This window comes from Rhizobium sp. CIAT894, from assembly GCF_000172795.2.
Taxonomy (GTDB): Bacteria; Pseudomonadota; Alphaproteobacteria; order Rhizobiales; family Rhizobiaceae; genus Rhizobium.
The window spans coordinates 37,229-52,126 of sequence record NZ_CP020951.1 but is presented as its reverse complement, the minus strand read 5'-3'; the positions used below and the strand labels follow the sequence as shown (position 1 = coordinate 52,126).

15 protein-coding genes are annotated in these 14,898 nt (G+C 61.3%); 8 read left to right on the top strand and 7 right to left on the bottom strand.

Annotated features, from left to right (window positions below; genetic code table 11):
* Positions 1-84 precede the first annotated feature (84 nt).
* Positions 85-552, top strand: a complete 468-nt coding sequence (locus tag RHEC894_RS26540) for a cyclic nucleotide-binding domain-containing protein (protein WP_085740122.1) — start codon at positions 85-87, stop codon at positions 550-552.
* Between the two features lie 5 nt (positions 553-557).
* Here RHEC894_RS26540 and RHEC894_RS26535 read toward each other — a convergent pair whose 3' ends face one another.
* Positions 558-1,850, bottom strand: coding sequence for an MFS transporter (locus tag RHEC894_RS26535; protein WP_085739733.1), 1,293 nt, complete (start codon positions 1,848-1,850; stop codon positions 558-560).
* Positions 1,851-1,970: 120 nt separating this feature from the next.
* Here RHEC894_RS26535 and RHEC894_RS26530 point away from each other — a divergent pair, with 120 nt between their 5' ends.
* Positions 1,971-2,432, top strand: coding sequence for an Lrp/AsnC family transcriptional regulator (locus RHEC894_RS26530; protein WP_010065903.1), 462 nt, complete (start codon positions 1,971-1,973; stop codon positions 2,430-2,432).
* Positions 2,433-2,501: 69 nt separating this feature from the next.
* On the opposite strand, the gene RHEC894_RS26525 is transcribed toward RHEC894_RS26530, so the two are convergent.
* From RHEC894_RS26525 to RHEC894_RS26505, 5 genes are all read right to left on the bottom strand, one after another.
* Positions 2,502-3,239: a metallophosphoesterase gene (locus tag RHEC894_RS26525; RefSeq protein ID WP_245339573.1), complete on the bottom strand. Its 738-nt coding sequence runs from the start codon at positions 3,237-3,239 to the stop codon at positions 2,502-2,504.
* Between the two features lie 44 nt (positions 3,240-3,283).
* Entirely contained in the window at positions 3,284-3,574 is a 291-nt protein-coding gene (locus RHEC894_RS26520; protein ID WP_085739732.1) for a type II toxin-antitoxin system RelE/ParE family toxin, read from the bottom strand.
* Positions 3,571-4,029: a hypothetical protein gene (locus tag RHEC894_RS26515; protein ID WP_085739731.1), complete on the bottom strand. Its 459-nt coding sequence runs from the start codon at positions 4,027-4,029 to the stop codon at positions 3,571-3,573. Before RHEC894_RS26515 ends, RHEC894_RS26520 begins: the two co-directional genes overlap by 4 nt.
* Before the next feature lie 149 nt (positions 4,030-4,178).
* Positions 4,179-4,742: a hypothetical protein gene (locus tag RHEC894_RS26510; RefSeq protein WP_010068751.1), complete on the bottom strand. Its 564-nt coding sequence runs from the start codon at positions 4,740-4,742 to the stop codon at positions 4,179-4,181.
* Positions 4,743-4,792: 50 nt separating this feature from the next.
* A complete protein-coding gene (locus RHEC894_RS26505) occupies positions 4,793-6,124 on the bottom strand; it encodes an MFS transporter (RefSeq protein ID WP_085740120.1) in 1,332 nt (443 codons plus the stop codon).
* Between the two features lie 372 nt (positions 6,125-6,496).
* Between RHEC894_RS26505 and cyoA the strand changes: the two genes are divergently transcribed.
* The 6 genes from cyoA (at position 6,497) to RHEC894_RS26475 (ending at position 12,878) form a co-directional block, all read left to right on the top strand.
* The gene (gene cyoA, locus RHEC894_RS26500) at positions 6,497-7,702 is read left to right on the top strand and encodes a ubiquinol oxidase subunit II (RefSeq protein WP_085739730.1); all 1,206 of its coding nucleotides are present in this window, start codon (positions 6,497-6,499) and stop codon (positions 7,700-7,702) included.
* A gap of 42 nt (positions 7,703-7,744) precedes the next feature.
* Complete coding sequence (cyoB, locus tag RHEC894_RS26495; protein ID WP_085739729.1) at positions 7,745-9,748, top strand: cytochrome o ubiquinol oxidase subunit I; 2,004 nt, start codon at positions 7,745-7,747, stop codon at positions 9,746-9,748.
* Positions 9,749-9,753: 5 nt separating this feature from the next.
* Complete coding sequence (gene cyoC, locus RHEC894_RS26490; protein ID WP_085740119.1) at positions 9,754-10,374, top strand: cytochrome o ubiquinol oxidase subunit III; 621 nt, start codon at positions 9,754-9,756, stop codon at positions 10,372-10,374.
* Positions 10,371-10,772 (top strand): cytochrome o ubiquinol oxidase subunit IV, encoded by a 402-nt coding sequence (cyoD, locus tag RHEC894_RS26485; RefSeq protein WP_010066514.1) that lies wholly within the window; start codon positions 10,371-10,373, stop codon positions 10,770-10,772. Before cyoC ends, cyoD begins: the two co-directional genes overlap by 4 nt.
* Before the next feature lie 61 nt (positions 10,773-10,833).
* Entirely contained in the window at positions 10,834-11,595 is a 762-nt protein-coding gene (locus RHEC894_RS26480) for an SURF1 family protein (RefSeq protein WP_085739728.1), read from the top strand.
* Positions 11,596-11,702: 107 nt separating this feature from the next.
* On the top strand, positions 11,703-12,878 hold the full coding sequence (locus RHEC894_RS26475; protein WP_085739727.1) for an acyltransferase: 1,176 nt from the start codon (positions 11,703-11,705) through the stop codon (positions 12,876-12,878).
* A gap of 65 nt (positions 12,879-12,943) precedes the next feature.
* On the opposite strand, the gene RHEC894_RS26470 is transcribed toward RHEC894_RS26475, so the two are convergent.
* Positions 12,944-14,872: a PAS domain-containing sensor histidine kinase gene (locus tag RHEC894_RS26470; RefSeq protein WP_085739726.1), complete on the bottom strand. Its 1,929-nt coding sequence runs from the start codon at positions 14,870-14,872 to the stop codon at positions 12,944-12,946.
* Positions 14,873-14,898: the final 26 nt, after the last annotated feature.

Here is a 14,898-nt window from a genome sequence, read left to right as displayed (position 1 = left end):
GCGATGGTAGGCGTTCCCGGGGGAATGCCCGGAATTTGAAGACGCCTGGTTCCAAGAACCATGCGGCAGGGGATTGAAACGCTCATGCTGTTGAGAGACGAAGTGGAAATGCTGCGCCGGGTGCCGATCTTTTCAAGGATTGCGCCAGCAAAGCTCAAGCTTTTGGCCTTCACCTCCGACCGCATGACCTACAAAGCCGGGCAGGACCTCTTCCATCAGGGCGATGTCGGCGACGCCGCCTATGTCATCCTTTCCGGCAGCGCCGATATCATCGTCGCCTCGCCGGCCGGCGAGATCAAGGTCGCCGATGTCGAACTCAATTCCATCGTCGGCGAAATCGCCATCCTCTGCGATGTCTCGCGCACGGCAACGGTGCGCGCCACCTCGCCGCTCGAGGTGCTGCGCATCAGCAAGGAGCATTTCCTGAAGCTGCTGAGCGACTTTCCGGAGATGGCCGTGGAAATCATGCGCGTGCTCGCCGACCGCCTGAACCACACCACCGCGGAACTGACCGCGGCGCGGGCGGCAAAGCAGCCGCAGATGGCGCAGTAGGGTTTTCAAGCGGGGATTTTAGCGGCGCCGCGATGAGGGCAACACACGCCTTCGTCGACAGGCGATGAAACCCTGCGTCCGTCCCCCAGAGACCGCGCCTTCCGCAATTGCGGAAACAAATGCCACCACAAAGCCGACACCCCGATCGTCGCCGCGCCGCCGATAATCACTGCCGGCACGGCGCCGAAAGCTGAGGCCGAGATGCCGGCGCGGAATTCGCCGAGTTCGTTCGAGGCGCCTGTGAAAACCATGTTCACCGCATTGACGCGCCCACGCAAGGCGTCGGGTGTGCGGAGCTGGATCAGCGTCTCGCGCACGAAGACGCTCACCATATCCAAACCACCCATCAGGCCGAGCGCCAGCACCGACAACCAGACCTCGGTCGAGGCGCCGAACACGATGATGAAGACACCGACCAGGGCGACGCAGACGAACATGATCACGCCGGCATGGTCTTTGACGGGATGGCGCAGCAGCAAGGCTGCCACCAGGATCGAGCCGATGCCGGGTGCGGCGCGCAGAAGGCCGAGCCCCCATGGACCGACAGTGAGAATGTCGCGCGCATAGACGGGTAGCAACGCCGAGGCGCCGCCGAGCAGCATCGCGAAAAGATCGAAGGAGATGGCGCCAAGCACGATCTTTTCCTTCCAGATGTAGCGGAATCCGGCGACCACCGTCTCCAGGCTCGGTCTTTCCGCGGCGACATGCGCCTGCACCGGAACGCGAAGGGCCAGCGCGGCCGCGACGGCAAGCAATACGAAGGAACTGATATAGGCCGCTTCCGGCGAGATGCCGTAAAGCAGGCCACCGGCGACCGGCCCGAACACGGTGGCGATCTGCCAAGAGGACGTGCCCCAGGCGATGGCACTGGCGAGATCTTCCGCCGGCACGAGATTGGGCATCAGGGATTGCAGTGCCGGCCCGAAGAAAGCCCGCAGCGTGCCGAGCAGGGCGAGGGTACAGAAGATCGGCACCACACTGTGCTCTCCTGTCACGGTGAACATCAGCAAGGCCAGCGCGCACAACCCCTCGCCGGCGATACAGCCCGTCATGATCAGCACGCGGTTGAAGCGGTCGGCGACGGCGCCGGTCACCAGCACGAGCAGGAAGGCGGGCAGGAACAGCGTCAGGCCCACCATGCCGAGATCGAAGGGGTCGCGGGTGATGTCATAGACCTGCCAGCCGACCGACACACCCATGATCTGAGCGGAGAAGCAGCCGAGGAAACGGGCAATCCAATAGTGGCGAAAGCCGGCATGGCAAAAAGCGCTGGCGCGCGGCGAAATACGTGCAGACATAGGGGTGAACCGTGAAAATGGATTTTGTCACGGAGAGATGGTATTGATTTAATGCGCGGGAAAGCCGCGCCATTGTATAATTTACGGCGGATTTTCCGCGTATGAAATTGGATTTACGCTGTGGATGACATTGATCGAACCATTCTTTCGATCCTCCAGGAAAATGCCGATATTCCCGGCAAGATCATCGCCGACACCGTCAATCTTTCTAGCTCGGCCGTCGAACGCCGAATCAACAGACTGAAGCAGGACGGGATGATCGAGAAGATCGTGGCGGTGGTCAGTCCGAAGGCCGTCGATCGCACCTTGTCCATTCTGGTCGAGCTCGAAATCCAGAACGAACACCGCCATACGCTGGATCAATTCCAGCGGTGGCTGGAGCGGGCGCCTGAAGTGCAATCCTGCTGGTATGTCACCGGCGATGTCGACTTTGTCCTGCTGGTGGCCGTCCGCAATCTCGAGGAATACAATGAATTCGTCGACCGGCTCATGAATGAGCAGCAGGCGCTTGTGCGAAAATACAAGAGCCTGATCGCGCTTAAAACGGTCAAGCACGGCTTGGAGCTTTCCGTCCGCGAGTGACGGCTTCTTCGCCGCCGCTCGGCCGCGGGCGGCACAGCAGCCGCGCGTTGGAGCTGACGGCGGCAGACCTCAATGACTGGTCTGCAAGAGCTTCATTCGACCGCCATGGATGAGAAGCGCGCTCAAAACACCTGTTTCGCAAGCCCCGGTATCCAGGTTGATCCTGTGCGGGTTGCTGAGAACGACCTCTGTGATGGGCGTGTGACCATGTATGACAGCCAAGCCATTTTCATATGGCCCCTTGGAAGAAAGCCAAGGCTCGCGAATCCACGCAAGCGTTTCTGCGGTCTGACGATCGATCGGAACCTCTACGTCGATGCCTGCATGGACGAAAAGCAGTTTTCCGAGCTGCAACTTCAGCGGCAACGAATGCAGCCACTCAATCATATCGCCACCCAGAAGCTCCGACACCCTCTCTTCCCATCGGCCGCGAGGGTCAACGCCGAGTTCCTCAAAGAATTCGGTACCGCCATTCGCCAGCCAACGATCCATCATCTTGGCGTCAGGTGCGCAAAGCAACTGAAGCAATCGATGTTCATGATTTCCAATGAGGGTGCAGTTGGTCGCGCCGGGAATGCCCTGCATGGCTAAACTCAGCGCCCGCAAGCTTTCCGGCCCCCGGTCGATCAGATCGCCTAGATGGATGCAATGAGCAGCACCCGGAGAAATGAGGTGAAATTCGTGCGCAATACCGAGATGCATCTCTCTCAGAAGATCAGCGCGTCCATGAACGTCGCCGATCGCGCAAATGGCCGTCTCTTCATCGATTTCGCGGATGGAGGGCATCCACTCTGAACGAACTATCACTATGCAGCTTCCCAGGAGTTTCTTGCTTTCGGGCACGTATCAAATCAAGGTTTGGGCGGCCATTTTTGCGCGCCGTGGACGAGGCGCAAAATTTCCACCTGTTTGGCTTTTTGGCGGACGCGATAGATCACGATGAAAGATGTGCGTGAAATGACCAGTTCGCGCGTTCCATCGATTCGTCCGGGCCGGCCGATCTCCGGCTGATCGATGAGCAAATCGGTCTGACGCTCGATCTCATCAAGTTGGCTTATCGCGGCGCCGACATTCTGGTCGGCGATAAACTGAATGGCTCTTTTGCGATCGGATGCAGCTTTCGCACGCCAGACGAGCTTCACTTGCTCTCGCCCTTAAGCCGCGCCAGCAGTTCCGCCCGTTCGCGCGCCATCTCTTCCTTGACGACTTCGTGCGGGATCCAGACCGCGTTCGGATCATCGGCTTCCCGGATCGCCTCCTCGACCTGTTCGCGGAACCATTTGTCGTATTCCGCCGCCTCATGGGTCCGACGCAGCGCCGCGGCCCGATCCGGCCGCAATGCCGTCTCGGAGACATAATCGGCCGCATCGACATCGAACTGCGAGATGCCGATATCCTTGAGATAGGACACGAGGGTATCCATGCGCTTGAACAGGCGCACCTGCCGGCTGCGCTGGGCGGCGAGCGTGCGCTCTGATTTGCCGTAGCGGATGACGACGGACCAGCCGCCGGTTTTGCCGACGACATGCGCGGCATCGACCGCGCCGGCTTCGACAAGGCTGGAAAGCGTCGAATGATCGATGGTTTCCGTGATCATGGCATATCCTCGTTGCGGTCGACAGGATATGCATTTAATAATAGATTGCAATGCGTTCAACAATTGAGCTTGCAGCCGAAAACGAAAGCCTGCACGTTCGCAAGACCCTGGTGTCTGGCCGGCACCGGCCGAAGCGCCACAAATATGCGCTATGCAAAGAGGAAACGGCCTTCGGTGAACGCGACGATATCGGCCCGTAGCGGCGATTCGCATGCAAGCGTGTCGATGCGGTAAAAATCGTGCTGTTTGCCAGCGTAGGTTTTCCAATGCTGGGCAACAGCGTGGTTCCAGCTTTCAGGTGGCCGATATGGATCGAGCTCTCCCCAGACTACCATTGTGGGGATATTCAATGGAGACGTTTCGAAGCGCAATCTGGTTGACGACACGCAGATCAGGGCCTGGAGCTCCAGACCCTCTTTGACCGCATGCCACAAAGCGGTTCCACCGGCGCTGAAACCAACCCCCAAGCACCTGCGTCCGTCAACCTCGCGAAGTGCCCGAATCGCATGCCGCATGCCGTCTTCGTTGAAGAGATGGTGGTGAAGTTCGTCTGCACGCAGACCGGGCCGACCACTGAGCTCGGCCAGGCCCAGCAGGCTGTGTTTGGAGCACCCGACATCCGATAGTTCGGCAAAGGTTTCGGGAAACCCGTGGATATCGCTAACGACCAATAAGTCTTGCATCAATTCGGCAATGCCGCTCTTCGATACCATTGAGGATGAAGCAGCGCGCCGGACTCCCCCGGCGTGCTGCTGCGTTTACACTATTCCCGCTGTTCCAGCGCCCTGCTGAAGGCGAGTGCGGCCAGCGTGCAGATGGCGCCGGAGAGCAGGTAGTAGCCGACGAAGGTCAGGCCGAAGCGGCTGGAGAGGCTGAGCGCCACCAGCGGTGCGAAGCCGGCGCCGATCAGCCAGGCGAGATCCGAGGTGAAGGCGGCGCCAGTATAACGATAGCCGCGGCCGAAGCGCGACGAGATCGAGCCGGTCGCCTGGCCGAAGGAGAGGCCGAGCACGCCGAAGCCTATGATGACGAAGGCGTCATGGCCATTATTGCCGGAAGCGATCAGGATCGGCCCGACGAAGCTGAAGACGGCGATGATGACGGCGCAGATGGCAAGCTGGGCGCGCCGGCCGATGCGGTCGGCGATCAGCCCCGAGGCGATGATGGCGACTATGCCGACCATGGCGCCGACCACCTGCACCACCATGAAGGCACCGATCGGCTGGTTGCCGTAAAGGCTCATCCAGCCGAGCGGGAAGATGGTGACGAGGTGGAACATGGCGAAGCTGGCGAGCGGCACGAAGGCGCCGATCAGGATGTCGCGGCCGTGAACGCGCAGCACCTCAAGGATCGGCGCGGCTTCCAGCTCGTGCTGTTCGAGCAGCGTGCCGAATTCCTTGGTCATGACCAGGCGCAGACGCGCAAACAGCGCCACGACATTGATCGCGAAGGCGACGAAGAAGGGATAGCGCCAGCCCCAGGAGAGGAAATCCTCACTGGAAAGATTGGCGACGAAATAGCCGAACAGCGTGCTGGCCAGCGCAAAGCCGATCGGCGCGCCGAGCTGCGGGATCATCGCATACCAGCCGCGGTGGTTGGCCGGCGCGTTGAGCGCCAGCAGCGAAGCAAGCCCGTCCCAGGCGCCGCCGAGCGCAAAACCCTGGCCGAGGCGGAAGAGCGCCAAGAGCGCGATCGACCAGACGCCGATCTCCTCGTAACCCGGCAGGAAGGCGATCGAGGCGGTGGAGCCGCCGAGCAGGAAGAGCGCGATCGTCAGCTTGGTGCCGCGCCCGTACATCCGGTCGATCGTCATGAACACGACGGAGCCGACCGGGCGGGCCAGGAAGGCGAGCGAGAAGATGGCGAAGGAATAGAGTGTCGCCGTCAGCCTGTCCGGCGCAAAGGGGAAGACCAGTTGCGGAAAGACCAGGACGGAGGCAAGGCCGTAGACGAAGAAATCGAAGAATTCCGACATGCGGCCGATCACCACGCCGATGGCGATGCTGCCCGGGGAAACCGGCTTGTCGTCGTGAATGCGCCGCGCGTCGCGTTCGAGCGACGCCGACGACGGTCCGTAATGCGATGTTGTAGCCATGAAAAACGCCTCCTCGTTAAGGCGCTTCCGGCAAAGCGCCTCAAGCCTGATCTTGATCAAACCGGCAGGCTTATCAAGTGCGTCAGACGTAAATAGTTCATCAGTGCGGTTGAGCGCGGATGGAAAAAATTGGCGTGATCCGGACAGTAATTTGTCATGGGAGCGCTGGCCTGACCGATTCTTGCGGATATATTGACCGAAACACGCGCTGGCGAAAAATCCTTCTTGATTTCATCAGGATTTCAAAGCACTAGCGCACAAGATTTGTGCCGCAGTGCGGCACGCTTGCTGCACTGCGACCAAAGGCCTCATGTCGCGATCTGGTTCAGTGCTTTAGTCGCGGAACAAACGAAACAACAAGAGCTTAGAGACGTGCCAAAACTCGTGAAGTTTTCCCGCCTTCTATCCGTCTTGCCGCTGCTTTTCCTGGCAGGATGCAACATGGTGGTCATGGCGCCATCCGGCGACATCGCCGTGCAACAGCGCGATCTCATCGTCATCTCGACGGTGCTGATGCTTCTGATCATCATCCCGGTGATCTTCCTGACGCTGCTCTTCGCCTGGCGCTACCGCCACTCCAACACGGCCGCAACCTATGCGCCGGAATGGCACCATTCGACCCGCCTCGAAATCATCATCTGGGCAGCACCGCTGGCGATCATCATCGCGCTCGGCGCCGTGACCTGGATTTCCACCCATAAGCTCGATCCCTACCGCCCGCTCGACCGCCTCGATGCCGAGCGCGCCATCCCGGCCGATACCAAGCCGCTGACCGTCGAGGTCGTGGCACTCGACTGGAAGTGGCTGTTCTTCTATCCCGAACTCGGCATCGCCACCGTCAACGAGCTTGCTGCCCCGGTGGACACGCCGATCAATTTCAAGATCACCGCATCCTCGGTGATGAACTCCTTCTATATCCCTGCGCTTGCCGGCCAGATCTACGCCATGCCCGGCATGGAGACCAAGCTGCACGCCGTCATCAACCGGGAAGGCGAATATGAAGGCTTTTCCGCCAATTACAGCGGCGCCGGTTTCTCGCACATGCGCTTCAAGTTCCATGGCCTCAACCGCGAGGGCTTCGACGCCTGGATGGCCAAGGTCAAGCAGCAGGGAACGATGCTCAACCGCGACGCCTATCTGAAGCTCGAAAAGCCGAGCGAGAAGGAACCGGTGCGCTATTATGCCGGCGCCGACGCCGACCTCTACGACGCCATCCTCAACATGTGCGCCACTCCCGGCAAGATGTGCATGAACGAGATGATGCACATCGACATGATGGGCGGCGGCGGCAAGGAAAGCGCCGAGAATCGCGAGAAGCTGCAATATGACCATCGCCATGCAGAGGAAGGCATCGTGGCGCCGGCCGCCACCGTGCCGGCAACGGGTGCTCCGGCACGCAGCGAACCGGCCGGCAGCACCGATGGCAATAGCGACGACAGCAGCATACAGCACGACATGCCCGGCATGCCCGGCATGGACAGCACGCCCGGCACGGGCATGCAGCATGAAGGCCATTCCATGCCCGGCATGAGCAATGGCGCCGATCCGGCGCCGGCGCAGCTCAACAACAACAATTAACCTGGCGCTTTGCGTCGCAAGACATAATGAACGGGTTGTTCCATGTTTTCCAATCCTGACCTCCTGAAGTTCGTCTTCGGCCGGTTGACCCTCGATGCGATCCCCTATCACGAGCCGATCCTGGTCGTGACCTTCATCGGCGTCGTCATCGGCGGTCTCGCGGTGCTCGGCGCCATCACCTATTTCAAGTTCTGGGGTCCGCTCTGGCGCGACTGGATCTGCAGCGTCGATCACAAGAAGATCGGCATCATGTATGTGATCCTCGCCGTCATCATGCTGTTGCGCGGCTTCTCCGACGCCATCCTGATGCGCATCCAGCAGGCGATCGCCTTCAACGGCTCGGAAGGCTACCTGCCGCCGCACCATTACGACCAGGTCTTCACCGCCCACGGCGTCATCATGATCTTCTTCGTGGCGATGCCCTTCGTCACCGGCCTGATGAATTTCGTGGTGCCGCTGCAGATCGGCGCGCGCGACGTCTCCTTTCCCTTCCTGAACAATTTCTCCTTCTGGATGACCACCGCCGGCGCGGTCATCATCATGCTGTCGCTGTTCATCGGCGAATTCGCCCAGACCGGCTGGCTCGCCTATCCGCCGCTGTCGGGCGCGGCCTACAGTCCGGGCGTCGGCGTCGACTATTATATCTGGGGCCTGCAGGTGGCCGGCGTCGGAACGACGCTTTCGGGCATCAACCTGATCGCCACCATCGTCAAGATGCGCGCGCCGGGCATGACCTTCATGAAAATGCCGGTCTTTACCTGGACGGCGCTCTGCACCAACGTGCTGATCGTCGCCTCTTTCCCGATCCTGACGGCAACACTCGCGCTGCTGTCGCTCGACCGCTATGCCGGGACGAACTTCTTCACCAACGACCTCGGCGGCAACCCGATGATGTACATCAACCTCATCTGGATCTGGGGCCATCCGGAGGTCTACATTCTGGTGCTGCCGGCCTTCGGCATCTTCTCCGAAGTCGTCGCCACCTTCTCGGGAAAACGCCTGTTCGGCTACGCCTCGATGGTCTACGCTACCTGCGTGATCATGATCCTGTCCTACATCGTCTGGCTGCACCATTTCTTCACCATGGGCTCGGGTGCCTCAGTCAACTCCTTCTTCGGCATCACCACGATGATCATCTCCATCCCGACAGGGGCGAAGATCTTCAACTGGCTCTTCACCATGTATCGCGGCCGTATCCGCTATGAAGTGCCGATGCTGTGGACGGTCGGCTTCATGGTGACCTTCGTCATCGGCGGCATGACCGGCGTCATGCTCGCCGTGCCGCCGGCCGACTTCGTGCTGCACAATTCGCTGTTCCTCATCGCCCACTTCCACAACGTCATCATCGGCGGCGTTCTCTTCGGCATGTTCGCCGGCGTGAACTACTGGTTCCCGAAGGCCTTCGGCTTCAAGCTCGATCCCTTCTGGGGTAAGCTGAGCTTCTGGTTCTGGCAGATCGGCTTCTGGTTCGCCTTCATGCCGCTCTATGTGCTCGGCCTGATGGGCGTCACCCGCCGCATGAGCCAGTTCGAGGACCCGTCGCTGCAGATCTGGTTCATCGTCGCCGCCTTCGGCGTCGGCCTGATCGCGCTCGGCATCGCCGCCTTCCTGATCCAGATCGTCGTCAGCTTCATGAAGCGCGAGGAACTGCGCGACGACAGCGGCGATCCCTGGGATGGCCGCACGCTGGAATGGTCGACGGCCTCGCCGCCGCCGGATTACAACTTCGCCTTCACGCCCGTCGTGCACGACCATGACAGCTGGTACGACATGAAGAACCGCGGCTATGCCCGTCCGCTCGAAGGTTTCCGGCCGATCCATATGCCGAAGAACACCGGCACCGGCGCGATCCTTTCGGCCATCAGCGTCGCGCTGGCCTTCGGCCTGATCTGGTACATGTGGTGGCTGGTGGTCGTCTCCTTCGTCGCCATGCTCGTCGTGGCGATCGGCCATACCTTCAACTACCGGCGCGATTTCTACATCCCCGCCGACGCGGTGACCGAAACGGAAGGCAAGCGCACCGCGCTGCTTGCCGAGCAGGTGTGATGACCATGAGCGATCAGACTATCGACACGGCCGAAAAGCCTGAATTCTACCTGACGGAAGACCATCATCCGGAGGGCAGCACCAATCTCGGCTTCTGGCTCTACCTGATGAGCGACTGCCTGATTTTCGCAGTGCTGTTTGCCACGCACGGCGTGCTCGGCCGCAATTATGCCGCCGGCCCGTCGCCGGCCGATCTCTTCGATCTGCCGATCGTCGCCCTCAACACCTCGATGCTGCTGTTCTCTTCGATCACCTACGGCTTCGCCATGCTGCAGATGGAGCGCAACGCCAAGGCGGAAACGCTGTTCTGGCTCGGCGTGACCGGCCTGTTCGGCGCAGCCTTCATCGGGCTCGAACTCTACGAGTTCATCCACCTGATCCATGAAGGCGCCGGGCCGACGCGCAGCGCCTTCCTCTCCTCCTTCTTCACCCTGGTCGGCACGCACGGCCTGCACGTCACCTTCGGCATCATCTGGCTGATCACGCTGATGGTGCAGGTGTCGATGCACGGGCTGATCGAGGCCAACCGCCGCCGCCTGATGTGCCTGTCGATGTTCTGGCACTTCCTCGACGTCGTCTGGATCGGCGTCTTTTCCTTCGTCTATCTGCTCGGAGTTCTCGGATGAGTTCGCAAGCACCCGCCCATGAGGATGCCCACGAGGCGCATCACGGCCACAGCCACGGTCACCAGGCCGGCCACGGCACGTTCAAGAGCTATATGGCGGGCTTCGTGCTCTCCGTCATTCTCACCGCCATTCCCTTCTGGCTTGTGATGTCGGGCGTGATCGCCAGCCCGGCGCTGACGGCGGTGCTGGTGATGGGCCTCGGCGCCGTCCAGATCGTCGTCCATATGATCTTCTTCCTTCATATGAACACCAGGAGCGAGGGCGGCTGGACGATCATGGCGCTGATCTTCACCCTCATCATCGTCGCCATCGCCCTCTCCGGCTCGCTCTGGGTCATGCATCATCTCAACACGAATATGATGCCGATGAACCCCGAGATGATGAAGAACATGCCGTGATCCCTCGGCACGGGCGGCGGCAGCGCCGCCCGCAGCGGTTCAGGCCCGATATAGTTTGGATATGAGCGAGGCTTCCTCGGAACAATCGGAAACACGGCATTCCCGGGCGAAACGCGCGGTCTTCGCCGTCTGCCTGGCATTGCTCGCCGCGGCGCTGGCCGCCCTCGGCACCTGGCAGGTCGAGCGCCTGGCCTGGAAACGCGACCTCATCGCCCGCGTCGATCAGCGCGTGCATGCGCCACCCGCGCCGGCGCCGGCCACGCCCGCCGACTGGAGCAGGGTCAATACCACAGACGACGAATATCGGCGCGTGACCGCAGTGGGGATGCTGGCAAACGACAAGGAAACGCTGGTCTATGCGTCCACGATACTTGGCCCGGGTTACTGGGTGATGACGCCGCTGATGCTTGCCGACGGCACATCGATCCTCGTCAATCGCGGCTTCGTTCCCACCGACAGGCGCGACCCGGCCTCGCGCCGCGAGGGCCAACCATCAGAGCCAGTGGAAATCACCGGGCTGATACGGATGACCGAGCCGAAGGGATCGCTGCTCAAATCCAACGATGTCGCCGCCGACCGCTGGTATTCGCGCGACGTCGCGGCAATCGCGCAAAAACGTGGGCTCAGTGCCGTCGCCCCCTATTTCATCGACGCCGATGCCACGCCCAATCCGGGTGGCCTGCCGGTCGGCGGCCTCACAATCATCCGATTCCCCAACAACCATCTCGTCTATGCCATCACCTGGTACGGGCTCTCGGCAATGGCGCTGGCATTGCTGGTTTTCATCCTGCGCGCCGAGATCGGCAGAGGCCGCCGGGAATAGCACGCACAATCGCTTTGCACGGATACGAGCCCGAGCGCACCGCATTAATCTCTCGTAAAGCGATGTCCGATACTGCTTGCCTGAAGAGAATATTTAAAAAGCTGCACATGAGCCGGCCGGATTACATCCCCAGTCTCGATGGCCTGCGCGGCATTGCCGCGCTTCTGGTCGTTCAAGCCCATATCGGACTTGTCTTTCCCGGCACAGCCCAGCATTTCATGACGATGGGCAGCGAAGCCGTCGGCCTGTTCTTTGCGCTCAGCGGCTTTCTGATGGCCCATCTCTATGGCTCGCGGCCGGTGACCAAAGAAACCGTGCTGGATTTTCTGGTGAGCCGCTTTGCCCGCATCTATCCCGTCTATCTGGCTGCCGTCGTGCTCGTGGCGATCCTGTCCGGCATGCAGAATCTAGACTTCGTTCAGCCGATCGTCGGCACCACGGACTTTCTGCGCCATGTCTTTCTTCTGGGCTCGAGCGGCGTTTTCTGGTCAATTCCACCGGAAATCCAATTCTATCTGCTCTTCCCGATCCTGTGGCTTTGCCTGGCCCGCCCGCACCGCCATAGCGGCCTGATCGTCGGCTTTGCAATGGTCGTCGTCATCGACGGCCTGCTGGAATTGCCGGGGCCTGGAATAGTGCTGGTTTCCAAGCTCCCATACTTTCTTTTCGGCGCCCTTGCCGGGGCGCTGCATTCCTACTGGGATCGATGGGCGCCCTCGGCCCTCACCGGAATTTTCACGCTGTTCCTGCTGGCGGCGCTCTTCACCTACCGGCATGTCGTGCCGAGTTTTTCCCCTGAATTCTGGGGCCTGCAAAGCGCGGTCGCGGCAGCCGTCATTGTCGCGCTCGTCGCTCGGCAGCCGCCCATCGCAGCCTATGTACTGGCAGCCGCACCCATGAGGTTCCTGGGCACGATCAGCTTCTCGCTCTATCTTTTCCATGTCCCCATCATGTTCCTCGCACGCCGGACTTTTGAGGGCCTGATGCCCGAACCGGTGCTGATCGGGGCGGCGCTTGCCGTTGCGGCAGGCGGAGCATGGTTCATTCACGAGACGATCGAAGTCCCGAGCCGCCGGCTGCTCGTCGGCATGTGGCAGCAGCATCGCTGGCGCATAGCCGCACGCGCAACGCCGGCTGAAGGCATTGAACGCGCGATCCTCGACCTCAAGGAGACCGAAAAACGCCTCCTGAGCGGCACAGCGTCAGCCGCAGCGGACGAACTGCGGGAGGAAGCCTCCCGCACGGGCACCCAGGACAATGGCGACGAGAAGATTCGCGCCTAAAGCGCGTCGCGATCTTTCAAATTCGCTCTTCGCGCTTTAGGTCTTTGTTTTCCGCATCACGCTCCTCAAGAAGCGACCCGGCTGATCGCCTCGGCGAGCTGCGCCTGCGAGAAAGGCTTGCCGAGACGGGGCAGGTTGGCGATGACAGTTCCTTCGGGGAGCTCGGCGTAACCGGTTGCGAGAATGATCGGCATTTCGGGCCATTCGTCGCGGATCGCCTTGGCGAGCTGCGCACCGGTCATGCGCGGCATGGCATGGTCGCAAATCACCAGATCGACCGGCTGCCTGCGCAGGATTTCGAGCGCCTCGGGACCGGCCATCGCCTCGAACACGGTGTGACCGAGATCCTCCAGCATCAGCGTCGTATTCATCAGCACCAGGCCATCATCATCGACGGCGACGACGCGCAAGCCGTGCGGTGCATTTTCCGCCCGTTGCGGCGGGGCGACAGCGAACTCGGTCACCTGCTCGGCGGCGACGACCGGGAACCATAATTCGGCCGTCGTGCCTTCGCCGAGGCTGCTCTTCAGCATCAGGCGGCCGCCGGATTGGGAGGCAAGGCCCTGCACCATGGAAAGGCCGAGGCCGGTGCCCTTGCCGACACCCTTGGTGGTGAAGAACGGCGTGATTGCCTGCTCCATCGTCTTTTCGTCCATGCCCTCGCCTTCATCGATCACCGCGATCCTGATATAACGCCCGGGCGGCAGCGCACGCTTGCCCGGTGACACGGTTTCCTCGGAAGCGCGAAGCATGATCCGGCCGCCGGACGGCATGGCGTCGCGGGCGTTGACCACGAGGTTCAGGATCGCCATCTCCAGCTGGTTCGGATCGGTCCGGATGGTCGCCAGCCTGACCGGGAAAGACGTCTCGATCACGGTCAGCGGACCGAGCGACCGGCTCAGCATATCCATCATGCCACGGACCAGGCCGGAGACGTCGATCGGCTCCATGTGCAGTTCCTGCCGGCGGGAAAAGGCCAGCATGCGCTGCGTCAGCGCGGCACCCCGCTGGGCGCCCTGCATGGCATTATCGACAAGCGATGTCAGCGACAGATCCTGCGGCATGCGTTTCTTCAGGATTTCGAGACTGCCGAGCACGGCCATCAGCAAATTGTTGAAATCATGGGCGATCCCGCCGGTGAGTTGACCGATCGCCTCCATCTTCTGCGACTGGAAGAGTTCTTCGCGCGCCTGCTCCAGGGCGCGCTGGGTCTCCATCTTTTCGGTGATATCGCGGGTGATCTTGGCGAAACCGAGCACATCGCCTTCCTCGTCGCGAATGGCATCGATGACGATGCTGGCCCAGAAGCGGGTGCCGTCCTTGCGCACCCGCCAGCCTTCCCGCTCGAACCGGCCTTCGGCACGCGCGACGCGGAGCGCCGTCTCCGGCACGCCGGCGGCGCGGTCCTCAGGCGTATAGAAGGTCGAGAAATGCCGGCCGATGATTTCATCAGGCCGGTAGCCTTTGATCCGCTCGGCGCCGAAGTTCCAGCTGCTGACATTGCCGTCAGGATCGAGCATGTAGATGGCATAGTCAGAGACGCCTTGGACCAGCCGGCGGAACTGTTCCTCGCTCTGGCGGATCGCCTTTTCGGCGGCCCTGCGTTCGGTGAGGTCGCGGGTGATCTTGGCATAGCCGATGAGCTCGCCGGAGGGACGCCGAATGGGATCGATGATCACATGCGCCCAGAAGCGGCTGCCGTCCTTGCGCTGGCGCCAGCCTTCCCCCTCGAACCGGCCATGCTCCTTGGCGGTCGCAAGCGTACGCTCCGGAATTCCCGCGATGCGATCCTCCTCCAGATAGAAGCGGGAAAAATGCTCGCCGAGAACTTCGGATGGCTTGTAACCTTTTAGACGCTGCGCGCCGGTATTCCAGCTGGTGACGATGCCTTCGGGGCTCAGCATATAGATGGCATAGTCGGTGATGGCATCGACCAGGAGGCGAAAGCGTCCCTCTTCCTCGAGAGACGTATCATGTCGATTCAGCGCTTCCATCGTCCCCTCGGTGTCACCAGCGCTTT